At 41.7% G+C, this 15,504-nt stretch carries 17 protein-coding genes; 5 read left to right on the forward strand and 12 right to left on the reverse strand.

What is annotated here, in order from left to right; translation table 11 throughout:
- Positions 1 to 764: 764 nt before the first annotated feature.
- The gene (locus C7391_RS04230) at positions 765 to 986 is read left to right on the forward strand and encodes a hypothetical protein (RefSeq protein ID WP_133517308.1); all 222 of its coding nucleotides are present in this window, start codon (positions 765 to 767) and stop codon (positions 984 to 986) included.
- Positions 987 to 996: 10 nt separating this feature from the next.
- Here the strand turns inward: C7391_RS04230 and asd are convergent, their stop codons facing one another.
- The 6 genes from asd to C7391_RS04260 form a co-directional block, all read right to left on the reverse strand.
- Complete coding sequence (gene asd / locus C7391_RS04235; protein ID WP_133517309.1) at positions 997 to 2,025, reverse strand: aspartate-semialdehyde dehydrogenase; 1,029 nt, start codon at positions 2,023 to 2,025, stop codon at positions 997 to 999.
- A 291-nt stretch (positions 2,026 to 2,316) separates the two neighbouring features.
- Positions 2,317 to 2,493, reverse strand: coding sequence for a 4Fe-4S binding protein (locus C7391_RS04240; protein ID WP_133517310.1), 177 nt, complete (start codon positions 2,491 to 2,493; stop codon positions 2,317 to 2,319).
- Between the two features lie 283 nt (positions 2,494 to 2,776).
- Positions 2,777 to 2,950 (reverse strand): 4Fe-4S binding protein, encoded by a 174-nt coding sequence (locus C7391_RS04245; protein ID WP_133517311.1) that lies wholly within the window; start codon positions 2,948 to 2,950, stop codon positions 2,777 to 2,779.
- A gap of 275 nt (positions 2,951 to 3,225) precedes the next feature.
- Complete coding sequence (locus tag C7391_RS04250; protein ID WP_133517312.1) at positions 3,226 to 3,669, reverse strand: hypothetical protein; 444 nt, start codon at positions 3,667 to 3,669, stop codon at positions 3,226 to 3,228.
- A 15-nt stretch (positions 3,670 to 3,684) separates the two neighbouring features.
- A complete protein-coding gene (locus C7391_RS04255; RefSeq protein WP_133517313.1) occupies positions 3,685 to 4,980 on the reverse strand; it encodes a hemolysin family protein in 1,296 nt (431 codons plus the stop codon).
- A 121-nt stretch (positions 4,981 to 5,101) separates the two neighbouring features.
- Complete coding sequence (locus C7391_RS04260; protein ID WP_133517314.1) at positions 5,102 to 5,995, reverse strand: hypothetical protein; 894 nt, start codon at positions 5,993 to 5,995, stop codon at positions 5,102 to 5,104.
- A 161-nt stretch (positions 5,996 to 6,156) separates the two neighbouring features.
- On the opposite strand from C7391_RS04260, the gene C7391_RS04265 reads away from it, so the two are divergent.
- Together C7391_RS04265 and cptIN are read left to right on the forward strand one after the other, a co-directional pair.
- Positions 6,157 to 6,480, forward strand: a complete 324-nt coding sequence (locus tag C7391_RS04265) for a rhodanese-like domain-containing protein (protein ID WP_133517315.1) — start codon at positions 6,157 to 6,159, stop codon at positions 6,478 to 6,480.
- Positions 6,481 to 6,973: 493 nt separating this feature from the next.
- Entirely contained in the window at positions 6,974 to 7,309 is a 336-nt protein-coding gene (gene cptIN, locus C7391_RS04270; protein ID WP_133517316.1) for a type III toxin-antitoxin system CptIN family toxin, read from the forward strand.
- Positions 7,310 to 7,350: 41 nt separating this feature from the next.
- Here cptIN and C7391_RS04275 read toward each other — a convergent pair whose 3' ends face one another.
- The 4 genes from C7391_RS04275 to C7391_RS04290 form a co-directional block, all read right to left on the reverse strand.
- A complete protein-coding gene (locus C7391_RS04275) occupies positions 7,351 to 8,190 on the reverse strand; it encodes a metal ABC transporter permease (protein ID WP_133517354.1) in 840 nt (279 codons plus the stop codon).
- Positions 8,191 to 8,198: 8 nt separating this feature from the next.
- Positions 8,199 to 9,095, reverse strand: a complete 897-nt coding sequence (locus tag C7391_RS04280; RefSeq protein ID WP_133517317.1) for a metal ABC transporter ATP-binding protein — start codon at positions 9,093 to 9,095, stop codon at positions 8,199 to 8,201.
- 18 nt (positions 9,096 to 9,113) lie between these two features.
- Positions 9,114 to 10,073, reverse strand: a complete 960-nt coding sequence (locus C7391_RS04285) for a metal ABC transporter solute-binding protein, Zn/Mn family (RefSeq protein WP_133517318.1) — start codon at positions 10,071 to 10,073, stop codon at positions 9,114 to 9,116.
- Between the two features lie 221 nt (positions 10,074 to 10,294).
- Positions 10,295 to 10,783: a metal-dependent transcriptional regulator gene (locus tag C7391_RS04290; protein WP_133517319.1), complete on the reverse strand. Its 489-nt coding sequence runs from the start codon at positions 10,781 to 10,783 to the stop codon at positions 10,295 to 10,297.
- 355 nt (positions 10,784 to 11,138) lie between these two features.
- Here C7391_RS04290 and C7391_RS04295 point away from each other — a divergent pair, with 355 nt between their 5' ends.
- A complete protein-coding gene (locus tag C7391_RS04295; RefSeq protein WP_166627401.1) occupies positions 11,139 to 12,035 on the forward strand; it encodes a DMT family transporter in 897 nt (298 codons plus the stop codon).
- Between the two features lie 64 nt (positions 12,036 to 12,099).
- A complete protein-coding gene (locus C7391_RS04300) occupies positions 12,100 to 12,993 on the forward strand; it encodes a DMT family transporter (RefSeq protein ID WP_133517321.1) in 894 nt (297 codons plus the stop codon).
- Positions 12,994 to 13,354: 361 nt separating this feature from the next.
- Here C7391_RS04300 and C7391_RS04310 read toward each other — a convergent pair whose 3' ends face one another.
- On the reverse strand, positions 13,355 to 14,413 hold the full coding sequence (locus tag C7391_RS04310; RefSeq protein ID WP_166627402.1) for an MtaA/CmuA family methyltransferase: 1,059 nt from the start codon (positions 14,411 to 14,413) through the stop codon (positions 13,355 to 13,357).
- A gap of 328 nt (positions 14,414 to 14,741) precedes the next feature.
- A complete protein-coding gene (locus tag C7391_RS04315) occupies positions 14,742 to 15,443 on the reverse strand; it encodes a methyltransferase family protein (RefSeq protein ID WP_133517324.1) in 702 nt (233 codons plus the stop codon).
- Positions 15,444 to 15,504: the final 61 nt, after the last annotated feature.

Here is a 15,504-nt window from a genome sequence, read left to right on the forward strand (position 1 = left end):
TTGAGGGAACAAATCAAGCCCAAACATCTGTTTATAAAAACATAAAAAACGAACGCCGGTTAAACACTAAAACAAAAGCAAGTTCCCTATTTTCAGATTTTAAAGGCGTTCAGGTTTTCAAAAAATAATAAAATTGATGTTTGGATTCGTTAAAATTAAAGAAAAGTTCACATACGACCGCAATTGAAATTTCATGAGCGAAGCGAGCAAAAATTGAAAATTGCGGATATTCCCCACCGTTGATGAAACCTTCGCTACCGATCGGATATATTTTCGATTTTTACTGCCACTACTTTGTTTTTTATTAATTGGATGGGGCGAATCTCCAACGCCTTCTTTCACTCGCTACGCTCGTGAAACGCGTCGTTTGAGGCGGTTATTTTGGTTTTTCACTTACAGTTCATCCCGAAACATCCGTTTTCAAAAATAAAAAAACGAACGCCGATTAAACCTTAAAATAAAAACCGGTTTTTATTTTTGGGTTTAAATGGGCGTTCGATTTTTAAAAAATATGAACAAACGATGTTTGTTTTTGTTTAAATAAAAGAAAAGTTCAAGTACGACCGCAATTGAAATTTCATGAGCGAAGCGAATGAAATTGAAAATTGCGGATTACTACCCGCCGTGAATGAAACTCTTTTTTCGGCTGAATATGTTTAACCTTTAACATCTCTGCTTTGTTTTTTATTAATCGCATGGGGCGAATCTCCAACGCCTTCTTTCACTCACTACGTTCGTGAAACGCGTCGTTGGAGGTGGTCGTTTTGGTTTTTCATTTACTTTTCAAACCGAAACATCCGTTTTCAAAAATAAGAAAAAATGAACGCCGTCTAAATCTTAAAACAAAATCGGTTTTTATTTTTGGGTTTAAGCAGGCGTTCGGTTTTAAAAAATATGAAAAACGATGTTTCGGTTTAAAAATAGAAACAAGCGAAATGAAAAAAGAATTAAAAATAAAACCCAAAAAAAGTAAAAAAGGTAAATGAAAAGGAAACCTCAGAGGTATCCTTTTTCTTTGAGCAGCTCGGCGTTTAATACGCTGGCACCGGCGGCACCGCGGATGGTGTTGTGGCCGAGCGCGATGTATCTGATGCCTTCTCTGATTCTGCCGACGGAGACGCTCATGCCGTTGCCCATATCTCTGTCAAGTCTCGGCTGCGGTCTGTCGGGCTCGTCACGAACGATAATCGGGTGCTTGGGTTCGGTCGGGAGATGAGAAAGCCCGGGGTCGAATTTCAGGAAAGCGTCGCGGACGTCTTCGGGTTTCGGGTTTTTGGCAAGCGTTGCCCAAACGGCTTCGGTGTGACCGTCAATGACCGGCACGCGGTGGCAGGAAGCGCTCACCTTGAAAGGCGCATTCTTGACTTTACTGCCGTCGAAGTCGCCGAAAATTTTCAGCGTTTCGCTTTGAATCTTTTCTTCTTCGCCGCCGATATACGGAACAACATTGTCATAAATGGACATCGCGTAAATGCCATTGTAGCCGGCACCGGAAATGGCCTGCATCGTCGCGACATTGATGGATTCAATGCCGAACTGAAGAAGCGGCTTTAAAGTGACCGCCATCATAATTGTAGAACAATTCGGATTGGTAATAATGCAGCCGTCCCACTTTCTGTTCTTTTTCTGAACATCAATGAGTCCCAAATGATCGGGATTGACTTCCGGAATAGCGAGCGGAATGTCCTCTTCCATACGGAATGATGCGGCGTTGCTGGCAACAACAAAACCTTCCTGCGCGAAAGCCGGTTCAATCGTCTTTGCAAGATCAGCCGGGAGAGCAGAAAAGACAATGTCGGCATCAATTTTTTTCGGGTCGATTGTGACAACTTCAATATCTTCGACGGCTTCAGGAATTTCAGTACCGATTTTCCAGTCGGCGACTTCGCCATATTTTTTGCCTGCGCTTCTTTCGGATGCGGCAAGCGCTGAAATTTCAAACCACGGATGGTTGTCCAATGCCTGAATAAAACGTTGACCGACATTACCGGTTGCGCCGAGAACACCAACTTTAATCTTTGCCATTCAAATGACCTCTCTTTATTAATTTCACCAATAACAGTATAAACAGTATAAGTGCGATTAATAAAATTGATGAGATTATTAATGTTTCGCTGAAAAGAAAAACACAAAAAAAGCAAGTCAGCCCCGAGATAAAAACGGATTCAAAAGCGAAACGGATTAAAAGAAAATGAGTTAAAAAGTGAAAAAGAGTTAAAAAGAAAATGAATTAAAAAACAACCATGAATTAAATAAAACGAGTTAAAGTGATTCATAAAATGAATCAACTTTAAAATGTACAAAAATATACAAAAATCAGCTTTCGGCGATTGCTTCTGCCGGACAGGCGGAGATGCAGTTGCCGCAGTCTGTGCATGCATTTTTGTCAATGACGGAAATACCTGCGTCATCTAAGGAAATTGCGCCGGACGGGCAATCATCAACACAAATACCGCAACCGGTACATTCAGTTCTGTTTACAACGGGTAACATGTTTTAATCCTCCAAATTAACTTGAAATTGTTCCAAAAAGGAACAAGATAGTTGATAAAAGCTGAAAGAGTATAAAAGCATTTTCGCAAAAATGTAACGGTTGACACGATTTTTATTGATTGCTCGAAAAAACAGCGGTAAAACAAAAAATTTTTGCAATAACAAAAAAGAAAACAAAAAAGAAAACAGACATCTTGTCTGTGTTTCTTAAAATCCGCCCTTTTCAAAAAAAGGGTGAATTTTTAAAAAATTGAAAATATTTAAAATTTTAAAGAAAACGGTTTTACAATGTAATAGCTGCAACGGGGCAAACATCAACGCAAGCACCGCAGTCAACGCAGGCATCTGCGTCAACGGTTGAGAGTCCTTCAGCATCTAAACTGAGTGCTTCAGAGGGACATTCGTCAACACAAAGGCCGCAGCCTGTACATTCATCTCTGTCAATAATTACTGCCATAAGTTTTTCCTCCTAAATGATGTGAGAAATAAAATTTAATTTTTCAAATTTTACAAAATTAACGTATAATCCGACATTGTTTTTGGTTAATATTTCTCGTTTTTGATTATTATTTTTAATGAATGCCTCTCACATAACCCTCGTCTTGCCCGACCAAGATAATTAAATCAGAATCGGTTGAATGAATCAGCATGTAACATTCATTATGCTTCACAAAGCTTCATGAAATAACACAATTTAGGTATATAACTTTTAAGAAAAGAAGAAGATTCATCTCACTTTTTGTCATTGACAAGAAAATCAAATCGCTTCCCGGTATCTAAATTAAAACCGACAGAGAAGAAACACACGCCACCGCCTTCAACCTGCACCCGGTGCGTTTTCCAATCACCGACCGGACGGCAAAACAAATTAATCCAAAGACACCGGTCGCCTCTTTCATTCAAATACGGGAAATATTGACGATAATACCGTTCAAGTTCAATAAAAAGATCCGTCTGCGCCCAATTTGACGCCGGATTTTCCGCCATAAAAGTTACAAAATCCTCTGACCGTTTTTCATTAAAAACCGCGACCGCCTTTTCCAAAAGCTTTTCTGCCGCTTCAAATTCATCCTTTTCAAATACTCTCGGCTCCCCCTCACGCCGATATGAAATCGGCAATTCGGAAAACGAGAGCAAAGCATATTTTGAATCGGAAAAATTGAAGTCGGAAAACATAATGCTCACCAACGATTATTCAGACGGCGCAGATCCTTTGTCTGTTATAAGCACCTTATCAATGCGGGCCGAATCCATATCAACCACTTCAATTTCATAGTGAAGCCATTCAAGCGTATCGCCGACACCCGGAATTTTACCGAATTTATCCAAAATCATGCCGCTGAGCGTGTTATAAGGGTATTCGTTGCGGTAATCCAATAAATCGAAATATTCCAAAAAATCATAAAACGGATACTGCCCGTCAATAAGCCATGTGTTGGGAGAACGTTTGAATATTTCATATTCTTCATGAGACGGGTGGGAGGAAGTATCGCCGACAAGCGCTTCAAAAATGTCACTGAGCGTGACCAAACCGATAATGCTGCCGAATTCATCGGTAATAATTGCATATTCATGCCGCGCTTCGCGGAAATTTTCCAAAACGGATAAAATCGTCATATTGTCCGGCAAAAAATTAACGGTTTGCATAACGTTTTCCAAATGGAAATCCGGATTGTTGATTTCACCGACCAGCTCTTTGACAAGCAAAACACCGACAATGTTGTCAATACCGCCATCCGTGACGGGATAAACAGAAAAAGGTGTTTTCTTAATCGTCGCCAGAACATCGGCTTGCGTTGCCGAAACTTCGATGAAAATCAAATCGTTTTTGTGCGTAATCAAAGAACTGACTTTACGGTCATCCAAACTGAAAATACGCTCCACCAAATCCTGTTCGGTTTCGTCAATTGCCCCGCCGTCAATGCCTTCCTGGACAGCGGCAATAACATCTTCTTCGGTTGTTGCCGGTTCATATGCTTTTATGCCAAAAATCTGACTGACAAAATTCGCCGAGCCATTCACGAACCAGGTAATCGGTGACAATAAAATGGAAATCCAGTTCATCGGGCGGGAAATAATGCTCGCGATGGATTCCGGGCGGGAATAGCCGATTTTCTTCGGGATTAATTCCCCGAGAACGATTAAGAAATAAGTAACAACTAAAACGACAACTAAAACGGAAAGCGGCCGAGCATAATCTTCAATAATTCCAATGCTCGAAAAGATTTCAGCCAAACTGCCTGATAAAGAAGCCCCGGCATAAATACAGATAAAAACACTGATTGTTGTGATGCCGATTTGAACCGTTGATAAAAATCGCGACGGATCTTCGGCCAAATCGAGTGCTTTCTGAGCACCCGGTTTTCCGTCCTTGGCTGCGCTTCTCAAACGTGATTTGCGCGAAGATGTGATTGCAACTTCTGATAAAGACAGAAGCCCGTTAATCAATATTAAAACAAGAATAACAATAATTTCAGTATAAGCCATGATGTATCAAACCGATGCTTAACCATTTTGTTCGACTTTGGTCTTAAAGCTTTCTTAAAAATATGAAATAAAATAATCGGCCGAAATGCTGAAACATTTCGGTCAAAATGTATTATTTGAATTATGATTTGTCCTCAGATTTTGAGTTTGATTCAGATTCGGTCGTGAATTCAGCACCGGATTCAGATTTTGAGTTCGATTTTGAATTCGATTTCGAGTTTGACTTTGATTCTGATTCGGACACCGACACGGAACAGTTGCGAATACGTTTTGTCGTCATAAACGGTTTACCGCGGGAGAGATAGAAATAGCCGACTACAGAAACAATGAGCGCGCCGACTGTATCCACAATCAGATCTTCCATTGTATCAATGATGGCGACGTTCTGATAAGCCGGATTTCCGGTCAAATACAATGCAGCGTCTTCATCCCAGCATTGCATTGTTGTCCCAAACAGCCAATCCAATGTGTATTCCCCGATTTCCCAAAGCGCGCCGACGGCGACCGCAAATGTAAATGAGAAAAGCGCGACATAGAACGGATTTAATCTCAAAGTTGATTTTTCGGAATCGTTTAAAGCAGATGTCAGTGCGAACGCGATTAATCCCAAAATGATGCCGGAAATGGTGTGAAGCATTGTGTCCCACCACGTAAAACGGTCAAAGAAGCTGAAAGCTTGACCGAGGAAAGATCCTGCGAAAATGAAAAGAGAAATCACAATGATTAAACGCGGATCAACAACAAATCCCATTCTTTTTTGAACAAAACCGGGAAGCGCTAAATAAATCAGCGTCATGATGATGAAAAAGAAGTAATAGATGTTTTCTTGAAGAAGATTATCGATTGTGACGCCGTCCTCAAGACCGATAAAAATCTGTAAAACGATTAAAGCAATACTTGCCAATAAAACAAATAAAACGAAATATCGGATGTAGCGCGAAATCCGGGGTTCTACGACGCCGATCGCATAATGTTCCGATTTTTCATACTGTTTGGTTTCTTGTTTTTTCCCCATTATAATTACCTGCTTAATGTTCCAATCAATTTTACAATAGTCTCGTATAATATAAATTACTTAACTTGAATTAAATGAAAAAAGTGATAAAATATAAGAATAGCGTATAAATAAAAAGGGATATATAAATTGACGCTTATTTATAAAATAGGTGTTAAAAAATGAGCTATAAAAGTGAATCTCCCGAAAAAATTCAAGCCTTGATTTCAGAAAAAGATGTCAATTTCATTGATGTTCGATCACAACAGGAAAGAAATTCTGACGGATACATTGCCGGATCAACGGATATTGACATACGCAGCCCGGATTTCGACCAAAAATTGAATGCATTGGACAAGAATAAAATAATTGTCTTCTACTGCCGTGCCGGCAACCGCTCGGCAACCGCCTCCCAAAAAGCAAACAATGCCGGATTTAAAGATGTGTATATGATTGAAGGCGGCATTACAGCTTGGAAATCAAGAAAATTGCCGATTGAGAAGTGAAAGTCTTTTCACTTTTATTTTTAAAATTTACAATTTTGAAATTATATACATTTAACAAAAAAGGGTTTTCAGAAATAAAAAAAGATATTTATAACCAGGTGTCTTTTTTATAATTGCAAGTCGAAAGACTGTATATTACGGATGAATGCTCTCGTAATCATAACGGTGTAAACTGTTATGGAAATCTTCGTTTCTGATGTTCGAAGTAGAAATAAACACAGACCATTTTCTCCGTTTCCCGATGTTCGGAGTTGAAAAAAAGACGCGGGCACGGCATTCACGTCAGTCGGCATACGTAAAAGGAAAATGCCGGCACTTTCATTTTTAAGGAGGTTAATCGGTGAGCGAACGCTTTTATTTTTTATCAGACGATTTTTTTGAAAAATTTCCGGATGAAGAATTATTAAAAAATAGAAGTATTCAAAATCGAAGAAAAGGAAAAAGACCATTCTTTTTTTCATTTAAAGACCCGAATAATTCAGAAATATAGTGGATGATTCCGGTATCCTCTAAAATTGAAAAATATAAAACCATTTATAACTACAATATTAAAAAGAATGGAAGATGTGACATAATCCATTTTGATTATTTAGCAAACCGACAAACAGTTTTTATAATTCAGAAAATGTTTCCTGTGTCAAAGAGATATATTTCGGAAAGATATATCGATCGAAACGGCAACGATATGAATATTCAAAAAAAAGCGGAAGAAGAAATTATAATAAAATCGCGCAGGATTTTAAAATTGCATCAAAGAAAAATCAAAGTGATTACGCCAAACATTGATTTGATACTGAAAATCCTTATTGAAGAAATGAACGAAGAATAAAAAAGAGAAATGATTTTGAAAACACTCAAAATTATTCAAAATCACTCAAAATCAACTTCAACATTCTTTCTTTGAACTCTTTTCTGAATTTCACTTACCCCGACAACAAACAAATAAACAACGCTCATCACGAGAATAATCGTCGCGCCTGACGGCAAATCAAACTGATATGACAAAGCCAGTCCGATCAAACTCAAGACTGCGCCGATGACGCTTGAATAAACCATCATTGTTTTCATATTATGCGAAAACTTGCGGCTGATGGATGCCGGAATGGAAAGCATCGCGATAATTAAAATGATGCCGACGACTTTAATCATGGCAACCGTTGCAAGTGCAAGCAGACAAAGGAGCAGCAAATAGATTTTATCTGAAGATACGCCGACGACACGCGTGTATTCTTCATCGAAGCACATGGAAAGGAACTCTTTGAAGAAGAGAACGACAGTCACTAAAATGACAATGTCAATTCCAATCATGAGCCAGATATCGGAGGCGGGAACCGTCAGAATGTTGCCGAAAAGATAGGTCATTAAATCGGGCGCGTATCCCGGCGTCAAATAAATGAGAATTACGCCGATTGCAACGCCGAGCGACCATAAAATGCCGATGGCGGAATCCTCGGAAACTTTTGTTTTTTTGCTCAAGAAACCGAGCGCGCCGGCGGATAAAATACTGAAAGGCAATAATCCTATGAGCGGATTGAGACCGAGATAAAAACTGAGGCCGATGCCACCGAAACAAGCATGAGAGATGCCGCCTGCAATGAAAACTATTTTTTTGGTGACGACATAAACGCCGATGACACCGCAGGCAATGGATGTCAAAATCGTTGCCAGAATCGCGCGCTGAATGAAGGTATATTGAAGCGCATCTAAAATTTCAAGCATTATTTTGCCTCCTTTGTTTCATCCTTTTGACCGGCTGCCGGTGTTTCGGCGGCGAGATCTGAGATGACAAGAGGCGTGCTGCCGCACCCGCAAGTGCTGCCGTCCGCGCCGTGTGCGTACGGGTGCGTCCCAAGAACGCGATGCGGAACACCGTGAGCGACCAGATCAATGGAACAGCCGTAAGCGGCGATGAAGTCTTCGCGTGACATTTCTTTGCTGTCATGGAAAAAGAGGCGGCGATTCATGCATGCGATTTTGTCCATGTGCGCGGAAACAGCACCGACATCGTGACTGATGACGATAATTGCCATTTCCTTTTTGAGATCAGCCAGAATGCGGTAGAGCTCATCCTGCATGAATGTATCCAAACCGGTATTCGGCTCATCCATGAGCAAAAATTTGGGGTCGTTTGAAAGCGCGCGGGCGATGAAAACACGCTGGCGCTGACCGCCGGAAAGTTCGCCGATTTGTTTGTCCTTAAACTCCGCCATGCCGACGGTTTCAAGTGCTTGCATCGCCGCTGCCTTGTCTTCTTTAGAATAACGGTGAAACAAACCGGCACGCTTCAGACGGCCTGTTAAAACGACTTCCAAAACGCTGATCGGGAAATCATAATCGTATTTGTTGTACTGCGGCACGTACCCGATATACTGCCGCGCTTTTTCGGGCGATAAACCGAAAACGGAAATTTCGCCCTTTGAAATCGGGATTAAGCCGAGAATAGATTTTAAAAATGTGGTTTTTCCGCCGCCGTTGGGACCGATGATTCCGAGAATTTCACCGGGCCCGGCAATTTGAAGTGAAACATCTTCCAAAACGGTATGCGCGTCATAGCGGACCCAGAGATGTTGGACATCTAAGACGGGCGCGTTTGAATCAAATTCTTTTGAATTCATTTTGATTTCACCATTCCGTTAAGCCATGTTTTCAGCCAAAACCTGACCGACTTTTCTCATGTTTTCAACATAGTTTTTCGCAAGCGGATCAATGACATAAACACTGCCGTTGAATCCTTCGGCAATGGCGGTTGCGCCGCTGACGCTGACTTGTTCCTGAACGAAAATGACGGAAATGTTGTTTTCCTTAGCCAGATCAATGAATTTCACAATATCTTTGGGTGCGGGCTCTTTGCCGTCAACCTCAACGGCGATTTGCGTCAAATTGTAATCGCGGGCGAAATATCCCCAAGCGGGATGATAAACCATAAAATTGCGGGAGCTCAAATCGGAAAGCTCGTTTGCCAGCTCGGCATCTAATGATTCCAATTCCTGAATGTAAGCATCGGCGTTTGCGCGGTAATAAGATTCGTTGGCAAGGTCAACAGAAGCAAGGCCCATGTAAGTATTTTCAACCATTACGATTGCGTTTTTCGGAGATGTCCAAATGTGAGGGTCGGTTGAGTTGTTTTTTTGAATGAGCGTTATGCCGGCGGAGGAATTCATGACAGTCATATTTGAATTCAATTCCGTGAATGTTTGCATGTTGTTCGTTTCAAACGGTTCACCGGAGTTGAGTGCCATATAAAGATCGGCTTTGGATAAATCTTCCAGCTGACGCGGCGACGGATCGTAAGTGTGACCGGCACCCGGCGGAATCATTGAAATGGCAATCACTTTGTCGCCGCCGACTTTTTCAACAAATTCCGTTTGCGGAACAACGCTGACGGCAACTAAAATTTTGCTGCCGTTTAAAACCTGATTGACGGATTCATTGTCAAGCGGGTCGTAGGTTGCGTTTGAATCGCCATGGTCGTGATCATGACCGTCGCCGTCGAAATGATCATCGCTGTCAAGACATCCCGACAATGAAACGGCGGCGATTAAAAGAACGGCTGCAAGCGTTAAAAAAATTAGATTCGCTTTTTTGAATTTCATATTATGCTCTCTTTTGTTTGATTTTGAAAATAATTGATAGTTGAATAATTTGGATTAAATTGATGTGATAAATTTAATGAAACTTGGGAGGATTTGACAAATTTGATTATTTTTTGGCATAATACCAAACTTTTAGAGTTGAATAAACAAACCTCACCAAATGAAGATGAAAAGAATGAATATTCGATTTTAAATAAATAAAGAATTACGGTTTTAGAGTTTTACAGTTTTTTAATCAAATTCGGCCGCGACTCATGGAAACAGGAATCGTGGTTGATTTGACGCGCTTCGCCCGGCTTAACGCAGCATGATATTGTCGGGTGACCCATAGAAGAGCACATCCGATCGACCGCTTTTTTTGAAACAAACGTTTCAATGCGCGACGTTTCATCACAGGATTCGTCAGGCGTTAAACCGTAATGAGAAAACATCAGCCCGAGAATCTGATGACGCTTGAGACAGAATTCGGCGTAAACTTTGCCGGCTTCCGTTAACGTAACGCCGCGGTAAGGAATGTGATCCAAATAACCGTCATCGGCGAGTTCCGCAATCAGTTTTGTCACTGTCGACGGGTCGACATCAAACGCTTCTGAGATTTCAGTTGTTCGAACTGTTTCTCCTTTTGTCAGCAGAAATTTAAGATAAGAAACCTTACGCGGGCTGAGTTCAAGCCCGCTGATTTCAACGTTTTTAGATTTGTTTTCAGTCATTAAAAAAGAAAGGAGTTTTTTTATTTATAAAAGTATTGGAAACGAACCAAAAAAACAGTGAATTTTTGGCATGGTGCAAAACTTTTGAGATTCGTAGAAACCGGCGTTGGTTATTGTTGCCGATTGGAGTCGGGTGTTTAAGAAAAATCGCTTCGCGATTTTTAGCGGCTTCGCCACCAATCGCCGTCGCGCGCGAAACACTCCGTTTTTCAAAAAAGAAAAAACTTGAGACCGCGTTTTCAAAAAAAGAAACAAAATTGGGACCATGTTTTTAAAAATGAAAAGAAATTCCCCGGGGTTTAATGATTTTCAAAAACAGAAATGTTTAAGAACAAATCCGATAATAGAGCCGTTTATGACACTCACGCCGATGAAAAAAGCAAACCTTTTGCTGCTTTTGGTCGTTTTCGTTTGGGGGCTGTCATACTTGTTTACAAAAAGCGGATTGCAGACACTTCCGCCGTTTACCTTTTTAGCTCTTCGGTTCGGTCTCGGTTTTATTGTCGCGGCACTTGTTTTCATCAAACATTTCTCAAAGATTAATAAAAAAACACTCATCGGCGGCTCAATTCTCGGACTGTTCTTATTCCTGACATTGGCGTGCGTTTATTTCGGCCTTCAATACACAACAATTTCAAACGCCGGTTTTCTCGGCAGCTTGACCGTGATTTTTGTCCCGATTCTCTCGTCAATCGTTTACCGGAAACTGCCGGAGAAAAAGATAATCATCGGAAGCATTACCGCAACAGTCGGTATTGCGCTTCTGACACTGGAAAGCAGAACCGGATTCGGCATCGGTGATTTTATATGCATTTTAGCGGCAGTCGCCTACGCCAGCCACATATTAATCGCAAAACGCCTGACAAATAACAAAGAAATCGACGCGCTTAACCTCGGCATCGTTCAACTCGGATTTACCGCGCTTTACGGAACGATTTGCGCCTTCCTTTTGGAAACACCGCATCTGCCGGCAACAGAGAGCGCATGGACGGCTGTCCTCTTTTTAGCGTTATTCTGTACCGCATTCGGGTTTGTCGGGCAGGTTGTCGCGCAGAAATATACGACACCGGCACATGTCGGTTTAATTTTTGCGCTTGAACCGGTTTTCGCGTCTGCTTTCGCTTACCTTTTTGCGTCAGAAGAATTGCTGCCGATACAAATTGTCGGCGCTGCAATTGTTTTCATCAGCGTTTTATATGTTGAAACCGACATCAAAGAGCTGAGAGGAAAAAGCAAAAGTGAAGCGGAATGACCCGTCTATATATTTTTTGGATTTTACGAAAATCTTTATAAATTAATGACGACGATTTAGAAATATGCTGTCCCGAAGAAAAGCGGATTTCATAATGGTTATTGCCGTTCTTTTTTGGGCACTTTCCTATGTCTTAACGCGTTACGGTTTAACAGACCTGGAAGTCTTTAACTTCATGGCCATCCGCATGGCGCTCGGCTTTTTAATCGCCGCGCTTCTGTGTTACCAAACGTTTTTGAAAATCAATAAAGAAACAATATTAGCCGGTTCCGTTTTGGGCGCGCTCTTATTTTTAACATTGATTGGAACGAACTACGGCCTGACAATGACATCCATATCGAATACGGTGTTTTTGATCAGCATGACAGCGATTTTTGTTCCTCTTTTTTCAACGATTATTTACAAAAAACTGCCCGAGAGAAAGATTATTGTCGGCACAATCGGCGCTGCAATCGGCATTCTGCTGCTGACAGTAACCGGCATTGCAGGTCTCGGCATCGGTGACGCGCTGTGCATCATCGCCGCTGCCGTTTATGCGGTTCACATCATGATTGCAAAGAAATTTGTCAGCAGCGAAAAAATTGATGCCTTGAATCTCGGCATTGTTCAGCTCGGATTTGCAGCCCTTTATGCCGGAATTTGTTCATTTCTCTTTGAAACGCCGAGCTTCCCGGAATCTCCTGACGTTTGGTTTGCCATTTTCTTCCTTGCAATTTTCTCAATCGCGTTCGGCTGTGTCGCTCAAGTTGTTGTTCAGAAATACACATCCGCCTCGCATGTCGGATTGATTTTTGCGCTGGAGCCGATTTTCGGCGCGATTTTTGCTTACTTCGCTTACGGCGAAATTCTGCTTCCGCTTCAGATTCTCGGCGGCGCTTTTGTCTTTTTCAGCGTGATTTGGATTGAATGGGATTGGAATGATTTCAGAAGCAAAAAACGAAAGACGAAAGAAAAATAAGAATCTGAAATTAAGAACTTTACAATTTTGCGCGGCACGAATCAACACAGTCGGGAACAGTACAGCCAAGAGCAACATAGTCGGAAGCAACAGGTTGCATTCCGCTTGTATCTTCTTCTCTCTATCACATCCGTTCGCTTACGCGAACATGTCACCGCTACCTGCCATTCGAGTTTCCGCTGCCACCTGCTGTTTGAGTTTTTGCCGCTACCGCCGACCCCGCGTCGCGCGAGCTGCACCGTTTTACAAAAATATTGCGAAACCGAGAGAGAGTTTTTTAAAAAAGTAAAGAAGGGATAACGGATTATGCATGCAAAAGAAAAAGAGAAAGAAAAAGCGATGTTGAAATCGCTTTAAATGATTATTTTTCTGCAACCTGCGCCGCCAATTGTTTACCGTAAGCCATGGAATCATTTTTGGACGGAACGGGCGTTTCTTCACACGCTTTGACAAACGCGCGGATATTTTCAAGCGGTGTCGTTTCAGGAACATCACAGGCGGAGCCGGCAATGTTAATTCCTTGGCGGATCACTTCGGCGGTTGCGTTGTAAACGTCATCCGGCGTTCCGTTCGGGAACAATTCAATGACATCCAAATTGCCGTAAGCGGAAACGTTTCCGAGTTTTTGCTTGGCGTACCAAACCGGAACGGCTTTGTCAAATGAAAAAGCGTCAACGCCGGAGACAGCAATGTGTTCAAGCATCGGTTTTGTGTTGCCGCAAATATGCAGAATTGTCGACGCGCCGGTCCCTTTTTTCATCTTTTTGATGGAAGGCAGAACAAATTCAGCGTACATGTCGCCTGACAACAAATCGCCGGACGATGTCGGATCAATCGCGAAAAGAATGTCAGCGCCGTGTGCGGCCATCAATTTTTGATATTCGATCACGAAGCCTGTGATTTTATCGACAAGTGTATGCACTTTATCAGGATCGCTCAAAATCCACATGAACAAATTATCAACGCCTGCCATGTGTCCTGCAATCGTAAACGGACAAACGGTTGTCGGCAAAATCGCCAAATCTTCACCGTATTTTTCTTTCAAAATGTCAATCGTTTTCAAAACAACCGGAATACGGCCCAGCTCTTCGATTTTATCGGGAACCGTAAAGTTGTCAGGATCATTGACAGGGCTTGTTTTAATCGGCGGGCGGTCGACTTTGCGCCAATCAAGTTCGGCACCCAGGATTTCCGCTTCAAGGGACATGTCAAATGGAAATGTTGTCCCGTCAACCCCACACATTTCATGCGCGGCAGCTGCCATGTCAGCCATCATCTGCGGGTTGTGATGTGCTTCGGGATAAGTTGCGCCGACGGATTTCATCATTTCAACGGTTGTCATAATAAGACCGGCCGCGGACGACGTACGATCTACCTCTTGGCCGCGAACGGCGGCAAGTGCTCTCTCTACTGCTGTCATTTGTTTAACCATATTATAACACACTCCAATTTTTACATAAAGTTTGAAATGTTTATTTGATTGTTTTAAAATAGTACACACAAAAATCGCAATTGACAGGATTACTCCCAAAACGTCCGAAGAAAAATCAAAATACTTTTTTTTGGAGAGAATTTTAGTTTGTCGGCGATTTTTTCTACAATATTAAATGGGGTTTTTGGATATTTAAAGATTATTAGTTTTTTTGATGAAAAAAGTGGGAGTGAGTGAACTTTTTTTGAATTAAAAAAAGGATTTGAAAAAAGTTCACCGATGAATCACCGATGAAACATCAAAGAATTACAGAGAATCACCAAATAAACGGAAAAATCCGATATTTGACTTTCTCTGTGTATTCCAAATAGCCGTCCAATTCTTCTTTAAGCATTTTTTCTTCCCCCGGAACGCGAATCATGAAAAGAATCGTAAGGAATATTCCAAGAGCCAGTCCGAGAATTGACCCCATTAAAAACGGTGCACCAAGCATGATTGCGGCCATTCCGAGATACATCGGGTGCCTGACAAAACCGTAAGATCCGGTTGTGATGACTTTTTGTTTTCGTTCCTCCTGAATACGAACAGCGGGAGAAAGAAATGTATTGTCTGTGACCGAACGGTAAAGGAAAACAAATGAGATGAGCAGCAACACGCCCCCCAACACGCGAACGGCAATCGGCACATCCGTAACCCACCCGAGGCGGCAGACTTCAACCGGCATGATAAAGAACCAAATGAAATAAGAAACAACAGCAATCGGAACAAATATTTTGTCCCACCCTTTTTGGTTTTTGAAGCTACCGAAATCGGACCGTTCTCTCAAAAGGGCAGGATCTTTTTTCCAAAGATACCAAGTGACAGCCCAGGCGAGAAGTGTGTACCAAATATTGAAAATCCAGCCTTCGGGGAAATTTAATGTGCCGGCGGCGAGGAAGAAAACGGCGGCTGTTATGAGAGGGGAGAGGATGAAAGTGAGGAGGCGGAGTTTTGATTTGTTTGCTTGTATTTCTTCCATAAATAATCACCAAAATAACAAACAGATTATACCTTAAATTATTTTAGAAGATAAGTCAGAA

Origin of the sequence: Methanimicrococcus blatticola, from assembly GCF_004363215.1 — an archaeon.
Taxonomy (GTDB): domain Archaea; phylum Halobacteriota; class Methanosarcinia; order Methanosarcinales; family Methanosarcinaceae; genus Methanimicrococcus; species Methanimicrococcus blatticola.